24 protein-coding genes are annotated in these 23,229 nt (G+C 41.0%); 18 read left to right on the top strand and 6 right to left on the bottom strand.

Annotated features, from left to right (window positions below):
- The 15 genes from ACG59Z_RS04695 to ACG59Z_RS04625 are packed head-to-tail and all read left to right on the top strand — an operon-like array spanning position 1 to position 14,827.
- Positions 1–1,659, top strand: a complete 1,659-nt coding sequence (locus ACG59Z_RS04695; protein ID WP_400198102.1) for an AMP-binding protein — start codon at positions 1–3, stop codon at positions 1,657–1,659.
- Between the two features lie 2 nt (positions 1,660–1,661).
- Positions 1,662–2,402 carry a glycosyltransferase family 2 protein gene (locus ACG59Z_RS04690; protein WP_311069564.1) on the top strand — a complete coding sequence of 247 codons (741 nt, stop codon included), beginning with the start codon at positions 1,662–1,664 and terminating at the stop codon, positions 2,400–2,402.
- A 2-nt stretch (positions 2,403–2,404) separates the two neighbouring features.
- The gene (locus ACG59Z_RS04685) at positions 2,405–3,331 is read left to right on the top strand and encodes an acyltransferase (RefSeq protein ID WP_400198099.1); all 927 of its coding nucleotides are present in this window, start codon (positions 2,405–2,407) and stop codon (positions 3,329–3,331) included.
- 1 nt (position 3,332) lies between these two features.
- Positions 3,333–4,868: a histidine ammonia-lyase gene (gene hutH / locus ACG59Z_RS04680; protein ID WP_400198098.1), complete on the top strand. Its 1,536-nt coding sequence runs from the start codon at positions 3,333–3,335 to the stop codon at positions 4,866–4,868.
- Between the two features lie 9 nt (positions 4,869–4,877).
- A complete protein-coding gene (locus tag ACG59Z_RS04675) occupies positions 4,878–5,306 on the top strand; it encodes a thioesterase family protein (protein ID WP_039250438.1) in 429 nt (142 codons plus the stop codon).
- Positions 5,306–5,935 (top strand): outer membrane lipoprotein carrier protein LolA, encoded by a 630-nt coding sequence (locus tag ACG59Z_RS04670; RefSeq protein ID WP_104074996.1) that lies wholly within the window; start codon positions 5,306–5,308, stop codon positions 5,933–5,935. Before ACG59Z_RS04675 ends, ACG59Z_RS04670 begins: the two co-directional genes overlap by 1 nt.
- Positions 5,910–8,225: an MMPL family transporter gene (locus ACG59Z_RS04665; protein WP_400198095.1), complete on the top strand. Its 2,316-nt coding sequence runs from the start codon at positions 5,910–5,912 to the stop codon at positions 8,223–8,225. The genes ACG59Z_RS04670 and ACG59Z_RS04665 overlap by 26 nt, the downstream gene beginning before the upstream one ends.
- Before the next feature lie 30 nt (positions 8,226–8,255).
- The gene (locus ACG59Z_RS04660; protein WP_400198093.1) at positions 8,256–9,551 is read left to right on the top strand and encodes an NAD(P)/FAD-dependent oxidoreductase; all 1,296 of its coding nucleotides are present in this window, start codon (positions 8,256–8,258) and stop codon (positions 9,549–9,551) included.
- 2 nt (positions 9,552–9,553) lie between these two features.
- Entirely contained in the window at positions 9,554–10,099 is a 546-nt protein-coding gene (locus ACG59Z_RS04655; RefSeq protein ID WP_400198091.1) for a DUF3261 domain-containing protein, read from the top strand.
- Positions 10,096–11,298 (top strand): beta-ketoacyl-[acyl-carrier-protein] synthase family protein, encoded by a 1,203-nt coding sequence (locus tag ACG59Z_RS04650; RefSeq protein ID WP_400198090.1) that lies wholly within the window; start codon positions 10,096–10,098, stop codon positions 11,296–11,298. Before ACG59Z_RS04655 ends, ACG59Z_RS04650 begins: the two co-directional genes overlap by 4 nt.
- Entirely contained in the window at positions 11,298–11,723 is a 426-nt protein-coding gene (locus ACG59Z_RS04645; protein WP_396480472.1) for a 3-hydroxylacyl-ACP dehydratase, read from the top strand. Before ACG59Z_RS04650 ends, ACG59Z_RS04645 begins: the two co-directional genes overlap by 1 nt.
- A gap of 23 nt (positions 11,724–11,746) precedes the next feature.
- Positions 11,747–12,472, top strand: a complete 726-nt coding sequence (locus tag ACG59Z_RS04640) for a 3-ketoacyl-ACP reductase FabG2 (RefSeq protein ID WP_396480474.1) — start codon at positions 11,747–11,749, stop codon at positions 12,470–12,472.
- The gene (locus tag ACG59Z_RS04635; RefSeq protein ID WP_400198087.1) at positions 12,472–13,695 is read left to right on the top strand and encodes a beta-ketoacyl-ACP synthase; all 1,224 of its coding nucleotides are present in this window, start codon (positions 12,472–12,474) and stop codon (positions 13,693–13,695) included. Before ACG59Z_RS04640 ends, ACG59Z_RS04635 begins: the two co-directional genes overlap by 1 nt.
- Positions 13,696–13,709: 14 nt before the next feature.
- Positions 13,710–14,144 carry an excinuclease gene (locus ACG59Z_RS04630; RefSeq protein WP_396519699.1) on the top strand — a complete coding sequence of 145 codons (435 nt, stop codon included), beginning with the start codon at positions 13,710–13,712 and terminating at the stop codon, positions 14,142–14,144.
- A gap of 26 nt (positions 14,145–14,170) precedes the next feature.
- Complete coding sequence (locus ACG59Z_RS04625) at positions 14,171–14,827, top strand: 4'-phosphopantetheinyl transferase family protein (protein WP_400198085.1); 657 nt, start codon at positions 14,171–14,173, stop codon at positions 14,825–14,827.
- A gap of 71 nt (positions 14,828–14,898) precedes the next feature.
- On the opposite strand, the gene secB is transcribed toward ACG59Z_RS04625, so the two are convergent.
- The 4 genes from secB to rsgA all read right to left on the bottom strand — a co-directional run bounded on the left by secB (position 14,899) and on the right by rsgA (position 17,226).
- Positions 14,899–15,357 (bottom strand): protein-export chaperone SecB, encoded by a 459-nt coding sequence (secB, locus tag ACG59Z_RS04620; RefSeq protein WP_002053511.1) that lies wholly within the window; start codon positions 15,355–15,357, stop codon positions 14,899–14,901.
- A gap of 27 nt (positions 15,358–15,384) precedes the next feature.
- Positions 15,385–15,642, bottom strand: coding sequence for a glutaredoxin 3 (gene grxC, locus ACG59Z_RS04615; RefSeq protein ID WP_000729828.1), 258 nt, complete (start codon positions 15,640–15,642; stop codon positions 15,385–15,387).
- A gap of 11 nt (positions 15,643–15,653) precedes the next feature.
- On the bottom strand, positions 15,654–16,070 hold the full coding sequence (locus tag ACG59Z_RS04610) for a rhodanese-like domain-containing protein (protein ID WP_000443006.1): 417 nt from the start codon (positions 16,068–16,070) through the stop codon (positions 15,654–15,656).
- 97 nt (positions 16,071–16,167) lie between these two features.
- Positions 16,168–17,226 carry a ribosome small subunit-dependent GTPase A gene (gene rsgA / locus ACG59Z_RS04605; RefSeq protein WP_004883292.1) on the bottom strand — a complete coding sequence of 353 codons (1,059 nt, stop codon included), beginning with the start codon at positions 17,224–17,226 and terminating at the stop codon, positions 16,168–16,170.
- A 125-nt stretch (positions 17,227–17,351) separates the two neighbouring features.
- On the opposite strand from rsgA, the gene orn reads away from it, so the two are divergent.
- From orn to ACG59Z_RS04590, 3 genes are all read left to right on the top strand, one after another.
- Positions 17,352–17,918, top strand: coding sequence for an oligoribonuclease (gene orn / locus ACG59Z_RS04600; RefSeq protein WP_000099436.1), 567 nt, complete (start codon positions 17,352–17,354; stop codon positions 17,916–17,918).
- A 155-nt stretch (positions 17,919–18,073) separates the two neighbouring features.
- Entirely contained in the window at positions 18,074–18,805 is a 732-nt protein-coding gene (locus tag ACG59Z_RS04595; protein WP_002053496.1) for a Bax inhibitor-1/YccA family protein, read from the top strand.
- Between the two features lie 136 nt (positions 18,806–18,941).
- The gene (locus ACG59Z_RS04590) at positions 18,942–19,745 is read left to right on the top strand and encodes an enoyl-ACP reductase (protein ID WP_002027450.1); all 804 of its coding nucleotides are present in this window, start codon (positions 18,942–18,944) and stop codon (positions 19,743–19,745) included.
- A gap of 69 nt (positions 19,746–19,814) precedes the next feature.
- Here ACG59Z_RS04590 and ACG59Z_RS04585 read toward each other — a convergent pair whose 3' ends face one another.
- The gene (locus ACG59Z_RS04585) at positions 19,815–21,212 is read right to left on the bottom strand and encodes an efflux transporter outer membrane subunit (RefSeq protein WP_400198320.1); all 1,398 of its coding nucleotides are present in this window, start codon (positions 21,210–21,212) and stop codon (positions 19,815–19,817) included.
- Positions 21,213–21,234: 22 nt separating this feature from the next.
- On the bottom strand, positions 21,235–23,229 hold the full coding sequence (locus ACG59Z_RS04580; protein ID WP_400198078.1) for a MacB family efflux pump subunit: 1,995 nt from the start codon (positions 23,227–23,229) through the stop codon (positions 21,235–21,237).

Below are 23,229 nucleotides of genomic sequence, written 5' to 3'. Positions count from 1 at the left end.
ATGCAATGTCATTTTCAGAAATTCATCGATTCGGTTCAGCCACTTTGCTTAGATAGTGCTCTGCATTCAACTAGCTTTAATCATTTTTGGCAGGATGTGGCCTTACAAGCCGGTGCAATTGCTCAATTAGAAAATTTAACTTGGGCTTTATGGGAAACAGATAGCTACGAATTTTTGGTTTTATTGTTTGCTGCATTATTGGCTAAAAAGCAGGTGCTGTTACCGCCAAATCGAGTGCGTGAATTAGAACAGGACTTTGCAGCGCAGCATATTTATTTTTTAAAACGTCAAAGTGTTGAATCAGTTGCTCCCTTATCTTTAACGTTGGATGATGACTTTTTAGAGCAGGCACAACTCTATTTTTATACCTCTGGTTCAACAGGGCAGCCTAAAAAAATCCCAAGAACCCTAAAACAATTACTCAATGAGGTACAAGGCTTAAGCCAAAGTTTTGTTTTTGAAAATGATGCTATAGCTATTGCAACGGTGAGTCACCAGCATATTTATGGATTACTGTTTAAGCTACTTTTACCTCTTGCAACAGGGCGTTGTTTCTATATACCGCAAGTTGCTTATCCAGAAGATGTCATACACGTTCAAAAGCAATTAAAAACACTGAGTTTAAGTAATTATTTGATTTCAAGCCCAGCTTTATTAAAACGCTGGACAACCGATGTGGTTTTAGAACAATGCCAGATGGTGTTTAGTTCTGGTGGCAAACTAGAAAGTGGCGTTCGTCCTTTAGTAAATTGCTTAATTATTGAAGTTTTAGGAAGTTCGGAAACGGGCGGCATTGCCCATCGTGCTAAAGATGATGACGTATGGACGCCTTTTGCCAATGTAGCTATTCGTATTGAAGACCATCAGCTCATGGTCAAAAGTAATCATGCTTATGAAGATAACTGGATTACCACAGGTGACCGTGCCGAATGGGCAGATCAGATGTGTAAGAGCTTTCAGCTTTTAGGACGCACCGACCGAATTATTAAGCTTGAAGAAAAACGTTTGAGTCTAGATGCGATTGAACAAAGTATTCAAGCCTTAGACGAAGTCAAGCAGTGCCATGTACTGGTGTTTGAGCATGAGCATCGTCAAATGCTTGGTTGTATTGTTGTTCTGACAGAGCAGGCTCGTGAGCAGTTGAAAAAGCAGGGTAAGGCAGTCTTTGTTGGCCATTTAAAACAGCAGTTGAAAGATCATTTAGAAACCTTAGCAATTCCACGTCAATGGCGTTTTTTAAGTCAGTTACCGCAAAATACACAATCTAAACTCGATAAAAGTTATTTGAAAACGCTATTCAAGCCGATGTTGCAACCTGTAGTGCTATCACAGAGTCAAAGTGCAGATGACTATATTTTTAGTCTTGAGTTTCCACCTGAGTTAGCATGTTTTAAAGGCCACTTTCCAAAACAGCCTATTTATCCAGGGGTTGGGCAAATAGGTTTTTTACAACATTTTGCTAAATCAATTTGGTCCGATTTAAATTGGTGCAAAGGGTATGAGCAGTTAAAATTCCAAAATCTCATTTGTCCTTATGCTGTTGTGCAACTCAAGCTTTCTCGAAAAGAGCATAAGGTGAGTTTTGAATTACGTGATTCAGAACAGATTCTAGCTTCAGGACGACTATTATTTGCTTTGCAAACGGAAGTAGAGGGTTAAAAATGCAGACCAACTATGGCTTTGTTATCCCAGTCTATAATCATCCACATTTCTTAGCAGACTTGATTGCTAATTTGGATAGTTTTCATTTGCCGATTGTGTTGGTAAATGACGGAAGTGATGATGCGTGTAGCCAAATTCTAAGAGACTTGGCAGAGCAATATCCTCAAATTCATTTAATCGAGCATGAGGTAAATAAAGGGAAAGGCCAAGCTGTAATAACCGGATTACGCGCAGCACATGCGCTTGGTTTAAGTCATGCATTACAACTCGATGCCGATGGTCAGCACTGCTGGGATGACATTCCAAAATTTCTGGAACAGTCTCGGCAGCATCCAGATGCGATGGTGATTGGTCAGCCATATTTCGATGCCTCTATTCCCAAAAAGCGCCTATATGGACGTTACATTACCCACTTTTGGGTGTGGTTAAATAGTTTATCGTTTGAGATTAAAGACAGTATGTGTGGTTTCCGAGTGTATCCACTTGAGAGCACCATTAAGGTATTGAATAGCGCTAAATTCCAACCACGTATGGGTTTTGATAGTGAAATTTTAGTGCGTTTAAAATGGGAAAATACACCTTTCATTAATGTCCCGACGCCAGTGGTTTATCCAGAGCAGGGGATTTCCCATTTTCATGCTTGGCGAGACAACTTAGGCCTAAGCAAGGCACATGCAACTCTATTTATGGGGATGCTGATTCGTTTACCAAAACTGTTAAAACATAAGCTGCAAGGTTAACCATGACACAGTCAGCTTCTCCAAAATGGAATGATATTAAAGAGCGTGGTGGCATGTTGCCATTAATGTTAATGCTTTGGTTTTATCGTTTTGGTGGACGCTGGTTATGTAAATTGGTGCTGTACTTTGTGATTATGTGGTATTGGTTATTTGCAGTTGCAGCAAGACAAGCTTCACTACTCTACTTACGAAAATTACATCGTTTTGCAGGAGCCAACTCTCCATTTATACATGAGCCGACTTTGGGAAATAGCTACGCGCACTTTATGCAGTTCGGCGAATGTATTTTAGATAAGATCGAGGGCTGGCTAGGCAATATTCCAGAACAGAAACTGGAAATTTTTGGACATGAGTATTTTCATCAGCACTACCAAAAGGGCGCTCTAATTGTTGTCTCGCATTTTGGTAATATTGAGTTACTTCGCGCAATAAAATCAGATCATCCACAAAAAATTAATGTGCTGGTTTATCAAAAACATGCAACGAAATTTAATGATTTTCTCAAAAAAATAAATGATAAAGCAGATGTTTGTCTTTTATCGGTCGATGAACTCGGTATTGAAACGGCTATGTTGCTTCAGGACAAAATGCAACAAGGTGAGTGGGTCATTGTTGCGGCAGACCGAGTGCCAGTGCAGTCAGACCGAGTACAGCAGCTAGAGTTTTTAGGGGAAACTGCTGCATTTCCACAAGGCGCATGGATTTTGGCAAATTTACTTAAAGTACCGGTGATTGCCGTATTTTGTTATCGCATGCAGCAACAATTTCAAGTGCATATCCATCTCATTTCAGAGCAGGTAAATTTACCGCGTGCTCACCGTATTGAAAGTATGCAAAGTGTGACTCGAACCTATGTAAATGTATTAGAGCAGCATTGCATGCGAGCTCCTTATCAATGGTTTAATTTTTATAATTTTTGGACGAAATAACATGCGTGTGTTAACCGTAGGGGAACAACCACTTTGCATTGAAGATGTTGTTGCTGTAGCCAGAGGCGAATGTCAGGTTGCTTTACCTGCATCCTCTGAATGGCGTGAACTGATTCAAAAAGGAGCTGATTTTCTCGATCAGTTACTTGAAGAAGAAGGGGTAATCTATGGTGTGACCACGGGTTATGGCGACTCGTGTTTGGTTGAAGTTCCATTGAATCAGGTCAATGAATTGCCACTGCATCTTTCTCGTTTTCATGGCTGTGGTTTAGGTGAAAACCTTGATGTAATTACTGCACGTGCAGTCGTTGTTACTCGTTTATGTTCATTGGCACGTGGTTATTCAGGTGTGTCGATTGCTTTGCTGGAACGCTTAGTTTGGTTGCTCAATCAAAATGTGATTCCGGTTATTCCATCTGAAGGTTCAGTGGGGGCAAGCGGTGATTTAACACCATTATCTTATATTGCTGGAACTTTGGTTGGTGAGCGTGATGTTTATGTCGATGGACGAATTGTTCCGGTTGCTCAAGTGTATGCCGAAAAAGGGTTACAGCCTTTAACACTCAGACCGAAAGAGGGCTTGGCCCTTATGAATGGTACTGCGGTGATGACGGCAATTGCATGTTTAAATTATAAAAAAGCAGAGCAGATTGCTTTTGCAAGTACTTTGATTACTGCGTTGAACGTATTGGCATTGGAAGGTAATCCAAGTCATTTCGATGAAGTTCTGTTTGCACAAAAGCCGCATCCAGGGCAGCAACAGATTGCCAAGCAATTACGTGATTGGCTGAACAGTGAAGTACAAACCGCACATCAGAGTCCACGCTTGCAAGATCGTTACTCATTACGCTGTGCGCCGCATATTATTGGCGTGTTTGAAGACTCAAAAGTATGGTTACGTCAGTTTATTGAAAATGAGCTGAATTCGAGTAATGACAATCCATTAATTGATCCTGTCGGCATGCGTGTGTTGCATGGTGGTCACTTCTACGGTGGACATATTGCACAGGCAATGGACAGCTTAAAAATTATGATTGCCAATATTGCTGACTTGATGGATAGACAGATTGCACAGTTGGTCGATCATAAAATGAATCATGGTTTACCACGTAATTTAACAGGTGCAACGGCTGAACGTTTACCACTGAATCATGGTTTTAAAGCTGTACAGATTGGAGTCTCCGCGTGGACAGCCGAGGCTCTAAAAAACACCTTAGCTGCTTCAATTTTTTCACGTTCAACCGAATGCCATAACCAAGACAAAGTCAGTATGGGAACCATTGCTGCACGTGATGCGAGCCGTGTGATTACTTTGACACAGCAAGTAATTGCAGCGCTGTGCTGTGCAAGTGTACAGGCGATTCATTTGAAAGGTTTAACGGAACAATTAAGCCCAACATTACAAGCCTTCATGCAATGGACCTTACAAAGCTTTGCATTTGTCGAAGAAGATCGACCATTACAAACCGAATTACAACAGATTGTTGATCGTTTAGACCAACTTGAATTGTTTAATCAACCAGAATTTATGGGATAAGGTGAGCGAATGCATGCGGATGTAATCATTGAGATTCCATTTCATGATGTTGATACCATGAATGTGGTTTGGCATGGACACTATTTAAAGTATTTTGAAATTGCACGCTGTAAATTGCTTGATCAATTTCATTACAACTATATGCAAATGAAAGAATCTGGTTATGCATGGCCTGTGATAGAAAGTCACGTCCGTTATGCATATGGTATTGAGTTTGAACAAAAGATTCGGGTTCGGGCTATTTTAAAAGAATGGGAAAACCGTTTAAAAATAGACTATTTGATTTTTGATGCCGAGTCTGGAAAGCGTTTAACCAAGGGCTATACCACACAGGTTGCTGTAAATATTGCAAACCGTGAAATGTGCCTTCAGTCACCTCAGGTTTTATTTGAACGTTTAAATGCGTGGTCTGAGTTCCAACCAACGAGGGGAGCATGATGTCTAAATTTGTTAAAACTTTAGGGATAGGTCTCACAGTATGGATGGGCAGCTTGAGCGCCGTTTATGCGGCCTCAACAGAAGTGACACAGATTTTTCAGCAGTTGGCACAAACGCCGATAGTCCGTGCTGATTTCGAGCAGCAAAAGAAATTACCGTCTTTGAATAAAACTTTTGTATCCAACGGTTCTTTATTATTTGCGAAATCTTATGGTGTGGCATGGCAAATTAAACGTCCAGTACAGGCGGATCTCATTGTTACTCCAACCAAACTGGTACAAAAGACTCAGCGAACATTTAGCCAGATTCAAATTGATCAATCACCTTATAGTTCTGTTGCAACACTCTTTTTGCAGTTAATGTCAGGCAATGAACAAGCCTTGGCAAAGAACTTTAATGTAGTGAGTGCAAACTATAGTCCAGCGGGCTGGAATATTAGTTTAACGCCAAAAAGTAGCTTATTTAAAAAACTGTTTGTGCGTGTAGATGCTCAAGGTCAACAGTATGTAAACCAAATTGTGATTACTGAAAAAGCCAATAATTTGACCACAATTCGCTTTAGTCACCAGACTTCTAAACCGACGACTTTAATGGCTGCCGAGCATGCGCTTTTCCAATTGGCAAAATAAATTTACTGTACTGTGGCTAATCGCGCTCTTACTCATGGCTGTGGGATTGGGCGTAACATGGCTTAAAAAAGATATCCATATTCAGACGGATATTTTTGCGTTATTGCCGAAAATGCAGCAGGACCCACAGCTTGCACGTACTCAGCAGTATATGAATGAGCAACTCAATAACAAAGTATTTGTTGTAGTGGATGCTAAAGATGAATCTGAGATACAAAGCGCGACGGAGCTTTTAACGGTACAAGCCAAAAGTAGTGCATTATGGCAACCTTTAAAACCACAACTTGATTTTGATCAATTTGCAAAGCAGCTCTATCAACATCGGGTAGGTTTGTTAAGCGAGCAAGACCAGCAGTTACTACAAAAAAAAGACTACTCGGCACTTAGTGAACAAAGCTTAATGCAGATGATGAGTCCGGGTCTACCTGTGACAGCAGAATCACTTAAGCAAGATCCATTACTCTTGTTTACTCGTTATGCCATGCAATTGGCAAAGCCATCGCAGCAAGATATTGAAATGGAGAAAGGCTTTGCGACTATTCATCATGATCAGGGGCTTTCACGGTTATTTGTATTACAGTTAACCCAAAGCCCATACAATATTGATTATCAAGAACAAGTATCGAACTGGATTGATCAGACCAAACAAAAATTAGCTGCAATGGGGCTAAATTCCCATTGGACGGGAACGATCTTATTTACAAATTTTGGAACGCAATCGGCTAAAGAGGAAATCTCGACCATTGGTGTTGGTTCGACATTAGGTCTGATTTTTCTGGTGTGGTTTGGTTTCCGCTCATTACGTCCTATGGCGACAGAATTTATTGCTGTTTCGACCGGAAGCTTTGTTGCATTTGCAGTGACTCACTGGATATTTGGGGAAATCCATCTCATCACTTTAGTATTTGGTGCGAGTCTAATTGGGGTTTGTGTCGATTTTTCTTTTTACTTCATGGCAATGCAATCTCAGCATCGCAAGCTAGGTGGTTTCCAGATTTTATTACCTTTATTGCCTAGCTTATTTATGGGCTTAATGACCACCTTGGTGGCTTATGTCTTTTTGAGTTTTACACCATTTCCTGGGTTTAGACAGATTGCGGTATTTTCAATTGTCGGTTTAACTGCGGCTTGGATTAGTAGTGTACTTTTATTACCAAGACTACCTGCACTTAATGCCCAACCAGCCATACATGCTTTGTCATGGATTGGACAAACACGACTGTGGTTTCAGCAACGTGCAAAAATACGTTATAGCTTGATTGCGACTATTTTAGTTGCAGGTACAGTTAGTCTTTTCTACCTTAAAACAAACGATGATATTCGTAATTTGCAAGGTATGGATGCGAGCTTAAAGCAGCAAGATCAAACTGTACGTGAACAATTTGGACAGCAACAAGGCAGTGATTATTTTGTGGTAAAAGCCACCTCTGCAAATGAAATGCAGCAACAGGAACAACAACTCATTAGACAGTTGCAGCAGTTACAGGCAAAAGGGGAAATTTCTGCATTTCAAGCTTTGGGACAGTGGATTCCACCATTGGTTCAACAGCAACATAATGTGCAGTTATTACAAAGTATTCCACGCTCGACTTTAGAACAATATGCACAAAGTATGGGGCTAAATGTGGCTGATGTTTTGCAATGGCAACAGCAGCTCGCGAAACAACCCTTATTGGATTTCGCCGTATTTAAAGATCATCCTTTAGCTTTTTTACAGCTCCAAGCGAATGAGCGTTTGGTTATGGTGACAGGGATAAAACACCCAGAGGTTTTAAAAGGGCTACAGTCTCAATATGTGCATTTTCAGCAACCGATTGCAACAATGTCACAAATGTTTGCCGAGCATAGAGTACAGGCTCAGCATCTTCTGATTTATGCATTAATTGGATTAACACTAGGCTTAGCCGTTATTTATGGCCTAAGTTCGATTGTGCCTTTAGTTCTGCCTGTAAGTTTGGCGTTATTGAGTACTTTTGCTGTTCAGGCGTGGTTAGGTGTAGAAATTAATTTGTTTAGTATTATGGCGACTTTCCTGATCATTGGGATTGGTGTCGACTATGCAATTTTTTATCGACATGGGCATGATCATCCACAAGTAGTTGGAATGGCGTTATTTTTATGTATGATGTCGACCTTACTTGGCTTTGGATTACTTTCATTTAGCCATACGTATGCAATTCACTGTTTTGGTTTGACGGTTTTATTTGGGGTTATTTTCTCATTCATCTATGCGACTTTACTCACCCCAGCAGATGAAAAACATATCGTGAATTTACAAGACCATTCATAATTTGAATAAATTAAAAAGGAAAGTCGTGCTATGAGCACTTTAGAAAAAATTGATGTAGTCATTATTGGGGCGGGTCCATCAGGAAGTTCTGCTGCGGCACTTCTGCGCAAGAAAGGCTATAAAGTTGCGGTTTTGGAAAAGCAGTATTTCCCACGGTTTTCAATTGGTGAGTCATTACTACCGCAATCTATGGCGTTTTTAGAAGAAGCCGGTTTACTAGAAACAGTTCGCGAGCATGTCGAGCAATATGCGTTTCAATTTAAAAATGGTGCGGCCTTTTTACGTGGTAAACAACGCAGTTTTTATGACTTTACTGAAAAGTTTACCGATGGGCCGGGGACGACTTGGCAGGTTCGCCGTGCAGATTTTGACAATTTACTTGCTAAACAAGCTCAGGCTTATGGGGCAGACCTTCGTTTTGGACATGAAGTTTTAGATGTAGACGTAGCACCGGAACAGCCTATTCTTACGGTATTAGATGAAAATCAGCAAAGCTATCAAATTCAAACCAAGTTCTTACTTGATGCAAGTGGGTTTGGTCGAATTTTGCCAAAATTGTTAGATTTAGAGAGTCCATCAAACTTTCCGGTACGTCGTGCACTGTTTACTCATATTGAAGATGGAATTACGGATGACCCTGAGTTTGACCGTAATAAAATTTTAATTACGGTACATGAAAAAGACCACCGTGCATGGTATTGGCTAATTCCATTTGCTGACGGCCGAGCTTCTTTTGGTGTAGTCGCTGAACAAGATTTTTTTGACAAATACACAGTTGAAAATGCTGCCGATAATGAGCCAGAGGTAATGTTCAAACGCATTTTAGCCGACGAACCAAGCTTGTCAGAGGTACTACGTCAAGCTAAGTTTGATACACCAGTACGTACTTTGGTGGGCTACTCTGCCAATGTTAAGCATTTGGCAGACCGCAACTATGCACTTTTAGGGAATGCGGGTGAGTTTCTTGATCCAGTGTTTTCATCAGGAGTGACTATCGCGTTAAAATCTTCAAGCTTGGCGGTTCCTTTGGTTGAGCGTGTTTTGCAAGGTGAACAGGTAGACTGGTTGCAAGAATATGAAAAACCGCTGCGCCGTGGTATTCAGGTGTTTCGTGCCTATGTTGAGTCATGGTATGAAGGTGAATTTCAGGACGTCGTTTTTTCACAAAATCAGAATGATGGCATTCGCCGTATGATTTCTTCATTACTGGCGGGTTATGCATGGGACGAAAAAAATCCAATTCATAAAAATGCCAAACGTAGACTTAGCACCCTAGCAGAATACTGTCGTGAAGGCTTAATGCAAGAACAGGTATTAGAGGTATAAGCATGCAGTGCAAATGGATGATGATATTACTTGGTAGTTGCCTATGTTTTACGGGCTGCCAAGTGATGCCACATGCGAAAGGTTTACAAAGTCCCTTATGGCAAACTCAAGCTTATCAAAGACAAGATCAGGTTGAAGTTCAGTGGAAAAACCAAAGTTTTAGTTTTTTGCTATATCAGCAACAGCAAGGAAATGTACTGGATATGGTCGCTTTGAGCTTGACGGGCCAACAGCTGTTTAAATTACAGTTTGATGGCCAACGAGTTCATGTAGAGCAACGTATTGACCAAATGCGCTTATTACCTTTTGAATTTGTGGTACGTGATCTTTTATTTGCGACCTACCCAAAATTTTCGAGCTTGGGACAACAAGCTGTAGAAATGAAGCAACAGGCTGATAATCAGGATATTTATATTGATAAACAGCCTGTATTACACATCAAGAAAGGTCAGGGAAGTATCGAGTTACTTAATCAACAAGTTCCTTATAGCATGACGCTAAGTTCGATTGAAAATACCTTGCAGCCTCAAAAAAGCAGTACACCATGAGCGTTTCATCTATAAATAATTCTGCTCAAATGGCAGTCGGCATACAGTTCAGTGTGGGTTTATCTGCATTAGGTTGTGAACCTGATCAAATCAAACAAGCATTACAACAGTCGCAGCAAACCTTAACTTTGCGTGATGATTTAATCGCTGATCGTAATGTTTGGGTGGGACAATATACGCACTCATTGTGTTCGAGTGTGCCGGATGCCTTACAGTCTGTCGATTCTCGTAATTTAAGATTTGCTCTGACTGCTTTAGCAAAAATTGAAACCGAACTAAAAAGTTATACAGAGAAGTTTCCATCAAAACGTTTAGCGATTGTGGTTGGAACCTCTACTTCTGGTATTTCCGATAGTGAATTATTGCTTAAGCAATATTTTGAAGGACAAACTCAACAACTCATTTCTCACCGACGTCAGGAAATGAGTTGTTTAGCAAAAGCCTTACAACAGTATTTAAATTGGGAAGGGCCTGCATATACTATCTCTACCGCTTGTTCCTCAAGTGCTAAAGCATTGGCTGCTGGGCAGCGTTTGCTACAAGCCGATTTAGCTGATGCAGTACTAGTAGGTGGTGTCGATACTTTGTGCCAACTCACACTCAATGGATTTAATAGCCTAGAGAGTTTATCTAGCGATATTTGTCAGCCATGTGGGGCTGGACGTGATGGTATTAATATTGGTGAAGCCGCAGCCTTCTTTTTGCTCACTAAAGAACAAACACCTGTCATGTTAATAGGCGCAGGAGAATCAATGGATGCATGGCATATTTCTGCTCCGCATCCGGAAGGTAAAGGTGCTGCGATCGCTATGGAGCGCGCATTGGAGATGGCAAATATATCTGCACAAGATATTGGTTATTTAAATCTTCATGGAACTGCAACTCCACAAAACGATGCCATGGAAATAAAAGCTGTACGACAAGTCTTTGGTAATCATCAAGTTGCTTTAAGTAGTACCAAGCATAAAACTGGACATTGTCTTGGTGCAGCTGGTGCTATAGAAGCGTTTATTTGTGAGCAGGTTTTAAAAGATCAGAGCTGGCTACCATTACATCGAGATGTTGAGATTGATCCGGATTTGGCTGACCAAAACTATGTGCAAAATGCCGAACTAAAACAATCCATTCGCTATGTAATGAGTAATTCTTTCGCTTTTGGGGGAAGTAATATTAGTCTTGTTTTTGGAGTGAAGCCCTAATGAAACTGGAGGCAATTCAATATATTCCTCATGAGCAACCAATGGTATTTATAGACCATTTAACTGAGGTTGCAGAAGGGCGAGCACAAGCTGAGCTAACCATTACACCTGAGCTTATGTTTTGTGAAGCCGAAGGTTTACCGACATGGGCAAGCATTGAAATTATGGCGCAAACCATTAGTGCTTACTCAGGCTGGCAAGGCCAACAGTCAGAACAAGCACCAAAAGTCGGATTTTTATTGGGAACACGTAAATTACATTTACCTATTCCTTATTTCGCCTTGGGTTCTCGATTGATCATTCAAATAGAACAACAATATTTTCATGAAGGACTTGGGCAATTTTCCTGTGAAATTCAATATGCTGAACACTGCATTCAGGCAACGTTAAGTGTATTTGAGCCAACAGAATCACCATTTGAATAACCACAAAGAATTAGGAATACATTGTGACAAGACGAATTTTAGTAACGGGTTCAAGTCGAGGAATTGGGAAGGCGATTGCATTGCAACTGGCAAAGGCTGGTTTTGATGTAACGGTACATGCACGTTCACGTCAGTCAGAAGCGGAGCAAGTCGTACAAGAGATTCAGGCATTAGGACAAAATAGCCATTATTTAATGTTTGATGTAAATGAGCGCAGTACGGTTCAGCAAATTTTAGAACAAGATGTAGAGCAGCATGGTGCTTTTTATGGCGTGGTTCTCAATGCTGGGCTTACCCATGATGGTGCTTTTCCTGCCTTAACAGATCAAGACTGGGATGAAGTGATTTCGACCTCATTAGATGGTTTCTATAACGTTTTAAAACCGCTCATTATGCCAATGATTCATCTACGCAAGGGCGGGCGTATTGTCACTTTATCTTCTGTTTCTGGAATTATGGGTAACCGTGGTCAGGTGAACTATAGCGCTGCAAAAGCAGGTTTAATTGGTGCGACCAAAGCCTTGGCACTAGAGTTGGCGAAGCGAAAAATTACCGTGAACTGTGTTGCACCGGGACTGATTGAAACCGAAATGGTCACCGATGAAGTTAAAGAACATGCACTTAAAATGATTCCGTTACAACGCATGGGACAGGTCGATGAAGTGGCAAGCGTAGTGAAATTTTTATGTTCAGATGAAGCCTCTTATGTAACCCGACAAGTGATCTCTGTAAATGGGGGACTCATCTGATGAAGCGCGTTGTTGTGACAGGAATGGCAGGGATTACCTCTTTAGGTGAAACTTCCGACGAAATTTTTTCTCAATTTAATGCAGCAAAAAGTGGCATTCGCTATATGCCTGAATGGGAACAGTATGTTGATCTTCGGACTAAGCTAGGTGGTCCAGTTGAAACATTTCATGTTCCTAAGCACTTTAACCGTAAAGTGACCCGTGGTATGGGGCGTGTTGCGCTCATGTCTGTGGTATGTGCTGAAACAGCTTTGCAAAATGCTGGTTTACTTGGGCACGAAATTTTGTCCAGTGGTGAAACAGGCGTTGCATTTGGTTCTTCTGCGGGTAGCGTAGAGGCTGTGGGTGAGTTTGCAAGCATGTTGCTTCATCAAAGCATGAGTAAGATTAATGCAACCACTTATATACGTATGATGGCCCATACAAGTGCTGTCAACATGACCGTGTATTTTGGCCTAAAAGGCTTAACTTTACCGACGTCTAGTGCTTGTACTTCTGGCTCTATGGCCATTGGTCAAGCTTATGAAGCAATTAAGTACGGCAAACAACTGGTCATGATTGCGGGTGGTGCAGAAGAGCTCAGTGCTGCAGGCGCGGCTGTTTTTGATGTTCTATTTGCCACAAGTAATATGAATGATCAGCCAGAAAAAACACCACGTCCATTTGATGCTAAGCGAGATGGTTTAGTAATTGGGGAAGGAGCAGGCTGTTTAATTTTAGAAGAATACGAACATGCTAAAGCCCGCGGTGCACATATCTATGCTGAACTTATTGGATATGGAAGCAATACTGATGGCCAGCATGTAACTAAACCTGACGCTGAAATGATGGGGCGTTGTATGGAGTTGGCGCTTAAAGATGCATCTTTGCAGGCTAGTGATATTGGTTATGTAAACGCACATGGCACATCGACCGATCAGGGGGATGTAGCAGAAAGTCAGGCAACAGCAAAAGTTTTAGGCCGTAAGCCAATTAGTTCATTAAAAAGTTATTTTGGGCATACGCTGGGGGCTTGTGGTGCTATTGAAGCTTGGCTCAGTATTGAAATGATGAACCGTAATTGCTTTATTCCGACATTAAATCTAGATGAAATTGACCCGCTTTGTGGAGATCTGGATTATATCGTTCAGCAGCCTAAAGCACTCGATGCAGATATTATTATGAGCAACAATTTTGCTTTTGGTGGGATTAATACTTCACTTATTTTTAAACGTGTTAAATAATAAGGAACACAACAATGTTAAATAAGAAAATTTTATTGGTAGCAATGCTGAGTGCTGGTTTTACTGCTACCGTTCAGGCTGCTGATGAAGTACATCATTTAAACTTTAAAGAAGCTGTAGACCGTGCCGTAGCAGATGGAACTTTGGATGGCTCTGTAAAATTTTATTTAAGTGGTACAAAGTCGGGCGGTAAAGTTATTCAAAAAGACGTAGTAACCAATAAAAAGACCAATGGTTTTGCTAAATCAGCAGAAGCTTCATGTGATTGGGTTTTACGTTCAGCGCTTATTCAAATGCAAAACAATGCTAAAGCACAAGGTGCAAATGCAGTGACCAATATTGTGAGTTATTTTAAGTCAAATGAAACACGTAGTACGACGACTTATGACTGTTATAAAGGCACAATGATGGCTGGCGTAACGCTTAAAGGCGACATCGTTAAATTTTAATTAATTGAGTAAATAGGGTAGAGATAATGTCTGAACATATTATAGAAGTTTATACACAGGCATTATCTCAACTTCTTTTAAAGTCGAAACAAGACTTTCCCGACTTTCGTACATTTAACGATTATAAAAAGCAGCAGATACAACATATTAAAAATAAGCTATTAGCTCAAAAGCTAAATGTAAATCCAGCAGATTTAGTATTTGCGAAACATGAGTATGGCAAACCTTATTTGTTAAATCATACGTTGCATTTTAACCATTCACATAGCCAACAATATTATGCTTTGGCGCTAAGTGAGCGGGTTAAAGATATTGGTATAGATGTTGAAGAACTTGACCGTAAAGTCCGTTTAGATAGTTTGGCACAACATGCCTTTCATCCTGATGAATATGCAACATGGCAAAGCCTAGAACAAGATAGAGAGTATTGGTTTAAGGTCTGGACCACTAAAGAAGCTGTTCTAAAAGCATCAGGCCTTGGTATACGTTTAGATTTAAATACTTTAAACACTCAAGCCCACCCCACCAATCATGGTGGATTATGTTCGCATGAACTTATTGGAACGTTTGCTTATCAAAATTTTGTTTCAGGTAACATGATTTTAACGGTCGCATGGCGTTCAGAGCAGTCTTGCCGTGGGTTTCAGTTCCCTTCTATTCAGCTTCATTCACTTGAAGGATAGAGTGAGCCAAATAGCACATATAAAAAAACCGCGAATTACGCGGTTTTTTTAGTTTAGAACAAGCTATAAAATTAAGCTTGACCTTCAACAGCAGCAGCTTGAGCACGTTCCATATTTGCTTCGAACTCTGCATCAAAGTTGATTGGAGTAAGAAGTAATTGTGGGAAGCTACCCTTAGTAACTAAGTCGTTTACAGCTTCACGTAAGAATGGGAACAAAATGTTCGGGCAGTATGCACCCAAAATGTAAGGTAAGCGATCTTCTTCGATGTTATCGATTAAGAAAATACCAGATTGAGTTACATCTACGATGAAAGCTGTTTCATTGTCGTTATTGGCTTGAACCACAACTTTTAAAGATACTTCAAAGTGAGTTGGGTCAATCTTTTCAGCAGCAGAAGAAAGATTGATATTAAGTTCAGGTTGCCATTGTTTAGTAAAAACTTGTGCCCCTGGAACCTCAAAAGAAATATCTTTTGTATAAATACGCTCTAAAGCTAATTGTGGTTGAACTTGTTGTTCTTCGCTCATTGTTTTTTCCTTAATATGGATGCGATGTTAAGCCAATAATTCGTCGAGTTTACCTTCACGCTCTAAAGCATAAAGTTGGTCAAAACCACCGATAAACTGATCATTAATAAAAATTTGTGGAACAGTACGATGGTTTGTACGTTGCATTAATTCAGCACGTACTTCTGGTGCTTCAACAGAAAGATTTACTTCTTTGTAAGCAACACCTTTACGCTCAAGTAATTGTTTCGCGCGAACGCAATACGGGCATACAGAAGTTGAGTAAACAATGACATTTGCTGCCATAACAATTCTCCTTAAGCTTTTGGTTTGCTTTTAACGAGAGGTAAGCCTTGAGCTTTCCAGTTACTGATACCACCATCAAGGCGATAGCTGTCATGGTGAGCAACTTTCTGTAAAGCGCTACCAGCAACTTGCCCTAGGTTACAGATAAATACCAATGGACGGTCACTTGCTTTTAATTCATCAGCATGACTTGCAATTTGGCTATAAGGAATATTGCGGCTACCACTAATGTGACCTTCGCGGAAGTCTTTGCTATCGCGTAAGTCAATCAAAAGAGCATTTTTCGCTTTCACTAAAATACCAAGCGACTGTGGAGAAATTTTACGACCGTTACGTTGACCTTCAAAAATGAAGAACAATACGATCAAGACTCCGAGTGTACCAAACAAAATGGGGTGATTCCCCATAAACTCTAACCAGCGTTCCACAAGTCACCTAAAAAAATTAAAAACAAAATTGACCTAGAGTATAGCGTATATAGATGGTGATCAAAATCACCACTTCAAGGGCAAAAGGGGTAGAAAATTAGTTTTTTTGCTGCGCTTCTTGAATCTCATCGATTAAACGTAAGAAGCTATCTAAGCGTCGTGGCAAAATTTCACCTGCTTCAACAGCCTGTTTTAAACCACAGTTCTTTTCATGAGTATGCGTGCAATTACGGAACTGGCATGAACCTAAATGTGCTTCAATTTCAGGGAAACCCATACGAATTTTTTCTAAATCGAGATGCCAAAGCCCAAACTCACGAATTCCCGGCGAATCAATTAAGGCACCATTTTTACCAAAGTTGATTAAGCGCGTAGAGGTTGTTGTGTGTTGACCAAGTGCGGAGTTTTCAGAAATGATATTGGTTTTCTGCTCGGCATCTGGAATAAGCACATTAATAAGTGAGCTTTTACCAACACCTGACTGACCGACAAAAGCAACGGTTTCACCATCAAGTCGTTGAGACAATGCTGAAATATCGCCTTTAGAATGACAAATCAAGCTCTCATAACCTAAATCTTCATACTCTTTAAGCATGTCGAGAATCGGGTCATTTTCAGTCAGTAGATCTGATTTATTCAGCACTAAAAGGGCAGGAATATTTGCATCTGCACATGCTACTAAGTAGCGGTCAATCAGAGTCGGTGCCGGTTCTGGAAGCGGCGCAAAAACAATAACGATTAAACTGATATTGGCTGCTACAGGTTTTACTTTGTGATAGCGATCTGGACGAGTAAGCAGTGAAGTACGTGGGTGAATTGCAGTAATAATCCCTAAGCCTGTGTTAGGGTCTGCTTGCCACTTCACTCGGTCACCCGTGACCAATAATTCAAGATTTGTGCGCGTGTGGCAACGCCAAATACTTTTTAATTCAATCGGTTTCCAGAATGGTTCTGGTTCGCCTTCGGCAACTTGAGGTTTCTCTGGGTGATGCTCGGGTACAGAAAGTGCCTGTACTTCAAGTTGACGGCCATAGTGCTGTACAACCAGCCCATCTAGATCTTGTGAAGTATCGACTTCTTCTTGGCGAGTTTTATGCTGTTTTTCAATACGACGTTGCTGTTGCTCAGTTAAACGACGCTTACGAATTAGAGCCATTCATATCCCAAAAAAACCATTGTTTGAAGACCGCAAAAATAGCACGAAGCTGGTATGGAATTACAGCGCAGAAGCAAGAAATTTGCTACTATTGATGTTTTTACGGCATTTTAGAACGTACATACATGAGCAGTACTTTAAATACACGATTAATTTGGATTGATCTGGAAATGACCGGTTTAGATACCGACAACGACCAGATTATTGAAATCGCAACAATTATTACAGATGATCATTTAAATGTACTTGCCGAAGGTCCGGTTTTGGCTATTCATCAACCTGATCGTATTTTAAATGCAATGGATGAGTGGAATACTCGCCAGCATGGCCAGTCTGGTTTAATTGAGCGAGTTCGCCGTAGTAAATTGACAGCTCGTGACGCTGAGTTACAGACTTTAGAATTCTTAAAAAAATGGGTTAATCCAAAAGTTTCACCAATGTGTGGTAACTCGATTTGTCAGGATCGCCGTTTCTTACATCGTCTTATGCCTGAGCTTGAGCAGTATTTCCACTATCGTAATCTTGATGTATCTACGGTAAAAGAGCTCTCAAAACGCTGGCGCCCTGAAATTATGAGTGGCCTGAAAAAGAATGCATCACATTTGGCGATGGATGATATTCGTGACTCAATTTCTGAACTTAAGTACTACCGTGAATACTTCTTCATTATGAATACTGATGGTAAAGATTAATGACTTTGCCTGAGTAATATGAAAAGGGGGCAGTAGCCTCCTTTTTTATTATTTAAAGGACATTGTTACAATAATGCCAAGGGCTAATTTGGCTTTCATATTCATTTTGCTTAAAATGATGTTTTAAGTTTATTTATTATAAAAAGAGAGCATTTATGCAAAGTAATAACCCGATACTGACCCGCGTTGAAACGGTCAGTGATTACAGTCAACCGATGACCGTGCAAGGTGCGATTCAAAAATCTGTGATGTTGACCATCATTGCTGCCGCAGTGGGTGTCGCTTTATTTTTCTATGCAGCCTTTACTGCAAATGTTGGTATTGCTTACGCAGCTTCAATTGTGGGTGCAATTGGTGGCTTGGTTTTAGCTTTAATCACAACGTTTAAACCAACGACTGCGCCAACTTTAGCAATTCCTTATGCTCTATTTGAAGGAGCATTTATTGGTGGTATTTCGTTTACTTTCCAGTTGAAATATCCAGGTGTTCCTCTTCAAGCTTTATTGGCAACCTTCGTCACTACTTTGGTGATGTTTGGTCTCTATAAGTTCCAAATTATCCGCGCAACTGAAAAATTCAAATCGGTTGTAATCTCTGCATCTTTGGCGATCTTTATTGTATTTATCGTGCAGATGGTTATGCGTTTAGCATTTGGTTCAAGCATTCCTTATATTTTTGAAAGTAACTGGTTAGGAATTGGTTTTGCTGCATTTGTTGCAGTCATTGCTTCACTTAACCTGATTTTAGATTTTGACCTGATCGAAACCAACGCAGCATACCGTGCTCCAAAATTCATGGAATGGTTGTGTGGTATTGCGTTGCTTGCAACTTTAGTCTGGATGTATATCTCGTTCTTACGTCTACTTGGCTTATTGTCTGACGACTAAAATTTAGATTATAAAAAGTCGCTCCTGCATAGGGGCGATTTTTTTTCGTGCGATTTTTGAAAAAAGATGCATTATGCAATTTCGAAAAACGTTGAATATTGGCATTATGCTGAAAATTGTTTTGAGTGAGATCGGCATGACACAAGGACTTTTAGCAGGTAAACGCTTTTTGATTGCAGGCGTTGCTAGTAAATTATCAATTGCTTATGGTATTGCACAAGCATTACACCGTGAAGGTGCAGAGCTTGCATTTACTTATCCAAACGAAAAATTAAAAAAACGTGTAGATGAGTTTGCTGAGCAATTCGGTTCTAAGCTTGTGTTTCCATGTGATGTTGCCGTTGATGCTGAAATTGATAATGCATTTGCGGAACTTGCAAAACATTGGGACGGTGTAGACGGTGTTGTGCACTCAATCGGCTTTGCACCTGCACACACGCTTGACGGTGACTTTACTGACGTGACTGACCGTGATGGTTTTAAAATTGCTCATGACATTAGCGCATACAGCTTTGTTGCAATGGCACGTGCTGCAAAACCTTTATTACAAGCTCGCCAAGGTTGTTTATTAACTTTGACTTACCAAGGTTCTGAGCGCGTTATGCCTAACTACAACGTAATGGGTATGGCGAAAGCATCTTTAGAAGCTGGTGTTCGTTACTTGGCATCAAGCTTAGGTGTTGATGGTATCCGCGTAAACGCGATTTCTGCGGGTCCAATCCGTACTTTAGCTGCTTCTGGTATTAAATCTTTCCGTAAAATGTTAGATGCTAACGAAAAAGTTGCACCATTAAAACGTAACGTAACGATTGAAGAAGTGGGTAACGCAGCGTTATTCCTATGCTCACCTTGGGCTTCAGGTATTACTGGTGAAATTTTATATGTAGATGCTGGTTTCAATACTGTAGGTATGAGCCAATCTATGATGGATGATGAATAAGTTTTAAAATTTATTCAGACATAAAAAAAGCCGTAGTTGAAGGACTACGGCTTTTTTACTGGGCGCAAGTTATTGCGGCAGTTCTTTTACAGGTGAACCACCTAATGCCTGCATAAGGGTGACATAAGCGTTGTATTGGCTTTGTTTGGTTTCAACAAGGCTCAAGCGCGCAGTACGTGTAGTTTGCTGAGCATCAAGAAGTGTTTTTAATGCAACAGCGCCATAACGGTAGCGGACTTCGGTTAAACGTTCGGTTTTTTCTGCAAGTTCAACATTACGTTGTTGCAGCTCTACTTGTTTGTCGAGTTCTGTGCGGCTTGATAACGCGTTTTCTACATCAGCAAAAGCCTGATAAAGCGTTTGGCGATATTGAATAATCGCTTTTTCATAATCAAGGTTGCTAATCGCGATATCTTTTTTCATATCGTTATATTGTAAAAACGGTAGGCTCAAACTCGCCCCAAGCGTGAGGGCAGGGTTACGTAATAACTCCGTTAATGATGTACTGCTTGAACCTAAACTACTGGTTAAGCTAATTGACGGATAGTAGCTTGCTTTAGTCTCATCTTTGGTTGCTAGGGCTTTTCTCAAGCGAAGCTCGGCTGCTTGCAAGTCTGGGCGACGTGACAAAATATCCGCTGGTAAACCCGCACCAATAGCAGGCAGTGCTGTACGTGGTAAACGCTGTGGCTCTTGGATGTTGAGTTGCTGTACAGGTTCATGCAATAACACGGCAATGGCTGTACGCGTTTCAACAAGCTGTTGTTCAATTTGGCTTAAACTTGCTTTTTGGCTTTGAACAGACTGCTCGGCTTGCGTAAGGTCTAAGCCTGAAACTGCACCTGCTTTATACTGAGTTTGAACTAACTGATAAAGCTTTTGTGAAGTGGCTAAGCTTTGCTGTGCAGTTGCATAACGTTCATTTAAGTAGCCCAGTTGCCAGTAGAGTTTCGCTGTAGTGGCAATTAGACTTTGCCCTGTAGACTGTAAGTCTTGTTCAGTCGCTAAAGCTTCCCATTTACTTGCTTCAGTTTGACGAGCAAGCTTGCCAAACAAATCAAGTTCATAACTTACGCCTGCACTTAAGGATAGTCCTTTAGCACTATCATCGCCTGAATTTAAATCGAAATTATGACCTGTAGAAACATTTGAACTGGTACGCAAGCCTTGTTGATTTGCCGTTAAATCAGCTTTCAGGCGAGCTTGCTTTAAGGTGATCCCTGCAACAGCTAAATCACTATTACGTTCTAATACGTTGTTTACGAGTTGGTTGAGCTGTGCATCGTTAAAAAGCGTCCACCAACGGTCAGAGTATTGTGCAACTGATACAGTTTTCGTTTTAGTTGGGTTGTCGTACTGAAAGCTACCCGGAACCTGTACAGAAGGGGCTTGGTAAGGTGTTTTAACCATCGCTGCACATCCCACAAGAGAACTGGTGAGGAGAAGTGCTGCGCTAAGTTTAGTCATTGAAAAAGACATGCAATTTTCCTTATTCTCGTGATAGTGCTGCAACAGGGTCGAGTTTTGCGGCATTTTTGGCAGGCAAGAAACCGAATACGACACCAATTAATGTTGAGCAAACAAATGCAGCCACAATAGAGGTCATCGAATATGCCACTGCAAAATTACCTGCGGCCACTTTGTTAATGAGCTGTCCTAGGCCGAGCGAAAGTAATACGCCGAGTACACCACCAATTAAACACACTAAAATTGCTTCGATTAGGAACTGCTGCAAAATATCACTTTGTCGAGCGCCGACAGCCATACGCACCCCAATTTCTTGAGTACGTTCAGTCACCGAAACCAACATAATATTCATTACACCGATACCACCAACTACCAGAGAAATTACAGCAATTGCTGATACTAAGAGGGTCATAGTACTTGTGGTTTTCTCAATGGTTTGACGAATACTGTCACTGTTCATGGTGAAAATATCTTGGGCACCGTGGCGCTGTGTTAATAAGTTAACAATCGCGTTTTCAGCGGCGCTGGTCGAGTATTTATCGTTAATACGTACGACAATATTACGGACATGGGCTTGCCCTAACATCCGGCTCATGACCGTGGTATAAGGCATATACACATTGAGTGTGTCATCTGAACCCATACCGCTAGTTTGAGGCTCTACAATCCCGATAATACGAGCCGGCACACTACCCAGTAATACCACTTGCCCAATTGGGTTGGTGCCATCACTAAAGAACTGTTTTTGAGTATTGGTATCAATGACTACATCTTGCGAACGATCTCGCACACTACGCTGGTCAAAGGTTTGACCGTCTTTAAAGACAAGTCCCTTTACGTCAAAGAAGTCGTTACTTACACCATTAATGGTCGCATTCGCTTCATTTTGTTGATAACGCATAGTCTTGGATGTGCTGACCATTGGACTGACCGCACTCACATAAGGCTGCGTCATTAATGCGTCGGCATCGGCAGGCACCAGCGTTTTAAAATTGGCTGTTTTGGAGTTGTCACCAAAACCACGACCTTGGAATACCGTAATTGTGTTAGTACCGAGGCCACTAATATTTTCCAAAATCTGCTTTTGTGAACCATTACCCAGCGCTACCACCGTTACGACAGATGCAATACCAATAATGATGCCTAGCATGGTTAAAAAGGTACGCATACGGTGGGCATTCATGGACAGTAAAGCCATTTGGAACGCTTCAGATAAGCGGTCTAAAGTTGAACGCCAAGCTGAAATACTTTTGCCTTTTTTCTGCTTATTTTGTAGAGCAGGGGCTGCATCTGGGTCAGTTTTAACTTCTTCGGTAGATTGGTCTGGAACATTAGGACGGTCACTAATAATTTCGCCATCACTAATTTCGATAATACGCGTTGCATTTTTTGCAACTTGCATATCGTGTGTAACCAAAATAATGGTGTGGCCAGCCGCATTGAGTTCACGCAAAATTCGCATAACCTCAACACCACTATGTGAGTCGAGTGCACCTGTTGGTTCGTCGGCTAAGATTACATCGCCGCCATTCATTAAGGCGCGGGCAATCGAAACACGTTGCTGTTGACCACCGGAAAGTTGGCTCGGTCGGTTTTGAGTTTTAGTGCCTAAACCTAATTCAGTGAGTAGGGCAGTTGCACGTTGTTTACGATCCGAAGGAGTAACACCTGCATAAACAGCTGGAACTTCAACGTTACCTTCGGCAGATAAGTCACCGAGTAAATGATAACGCTGGAAAATAAAACCAAAATATTCGCGGCGTAACTGCGCTAACTGGTCGGGTTCTAGCTTACCGGTTTCTTGACCATTAACCTTATAACTCCCACTTGTTGGGCGGTCCAGACAGCCCAAAATATTCATGAGCGTTGATTTACCAGAGCCGGACTGGCCGACAATGGCAACCAGTTCACCTTCATAAATAGTAAGGTCAATGCCTTTTAAAATTTGAATCGTGCTTTCGCCAGCAGGGAATTCCCGGACCAGATTGCTGACTTCAAGCAAAGCTTGTTTTGTCAT

The organism is Acinetobacter sp. ABJ_C1_1, from assembly GCF_044684115.1.
Lineage (GTDB): Bacteria > Pseudomonadota > Gammaproteobacteria > Pseudomonadales > Moraxellaceae > Acinetobacter > Acinetobacter nosocomialis_A.
This window is presented reverse-complemented; position numbering and strand designations above follow the sequence as displayed.

Coding starts and splice junctions, on each gene's coding strand:
- ACG59Z_RS04690 (WP_311069564.1), top strand. CDS start 1,662: ATGCAGACCAACTATGGCTTTGTTATCCCAGTCTATAATCATCCACAT.
- secB (WP_002053511.1), bottom strand. CDS start 15,357: ATGAGCGAAGAACAACAAGTTCAACCACAATTAGCTTTAGAGCGTATT.
- orn (WP_000099436.1), top strand. CDS start 17,352: ATGAGCAGTACTTTAAATACACGATTAATTTGGATTGATCTGGAAATG.
- ACG59Z_RS04670 (WP_104074996.1), top strand. CDS start 5,306: ATGTCTAAATTTGTTAAAACTTTAGGGATAGGTCTCACAGTATGGATG.
- ACG59Z_RS04625 (WP_400198085.1), top strand. CDS start 14,171: ATGTCTGAACATATTATAGAAGTTTATACACAGGCATTATCTCAACTT.
- ACG59Z_RS04630 (WP_396519699.1), top strand. CDS start 13,710: ATGTTAAATAAGAAAATTTTATTGGTAGCAATGCTGAGTGCTGGTTTT.
- ACG59Z_RS04645 (WP_396480472.1), top strand. CDS start 11,298: ATGAAACTGGAGGCAATTCAATATATTCCTCATGAGCAACCAATGGTA.
- ACG59Z_RS04660 (WP_400198093.1), top strand. CDS start 8,256: ATGAGCACTTTAGAAAAAATTGATGTAGTCATTATTGGGGCGGGTCCA.
- grxC (WP_000729828.1), bottom strand. CDS start 15,642: ATGGCAGCAAATGTCATTGTTTACTCAACTTCTGTATGCCCGTATTGC.
- rsgA (WP_004883292.1), bottom strand. CDS start 17,226: ATGGCTCTAATTCGTAAGCGTCGTTTAACTGAGCAACAGCAACGTCGT.
- ACG59Z_RS04585 (WP_400198320.1), bottom strand. CDS start 21,212: ATGACTAAACTTAGCGCAGCACTTCTCCTCACCAGTTCTCTTGTGGGA.
- ACG59Z_RS04580 (WP_400198078.1), bottom strand. CDS start 23,229: ATGACAAAACAAGCTTTGCTTGAAGTCAGCAATCTGGTCCGGGAATTC.
- ACG59Z_RS04685 (WP_400198099.1), top strand. CDS start 2,405: ATGACACAGTCAGCTTCTCCAAAATGGAATGATATTAAAGAGCGTGGT.
- ACG59Z_RS04665 (WP_400198095.1), top strand. CDS start 5,910: ATGCGCTTTTCCAATTGGCAAAATAAATTTACTGTACTGTGGCTAATC.
- hutH (WP_400198098.1), top strand. CDS start 3,333: ATGCGTGTGTTAACCGTAGGGGAACAACCACTTTGCATTGAAGATGTT.
- ACG59Z_RS04635 (WP_400198087.1), top strand. CDS start 12,472: ATGAAGCGCGTTGTTGTGACAGGAATGGCAGGGATTACCTCTTTAGGT.
- ACG59Z_RS04590 (WP_002027450.1), top strand. CDS start 18,942: ATGACACAAGGACTTTTAGCAGGTAAACGCTTTTTGATTGCAGGCGTT.
- ACG59Z_RS04695 (WP_400198102.1), top strand. CDS start 1: ATGCAATGTCATTTTCAGAAATTCATCGATTCGGTTCAGCCACTTTGC.
- ACG59Z_RS04650 (WP_400198090.1), top strand. CDS start 10,096: ATGAGCGTTTCATCTATAAATAATTCTGCTCAAATGGCAGTCGGCATA.
- ACG59Z_RS04655 (WP_400198091.1), top strand. CDS start 9,554: ATGCAGTGCAAATGGATGATGATATTACTTGGTAGTTGCCTATGTTTT.
- ACG59Z_RS04595 (WP_002053496.1), top strand. CDS start 18,074: ATGCAAAGTAATAACCCGATACTGACCCGCGTTGAAACGGTCAGTGAT.
- ACG59Z_RS04675 (WP_039250438.1), top strand. CDS start 4,878: ATGCATGCGGATGTAATCATTGAGATTCCATTTCATGATGTTGATACC.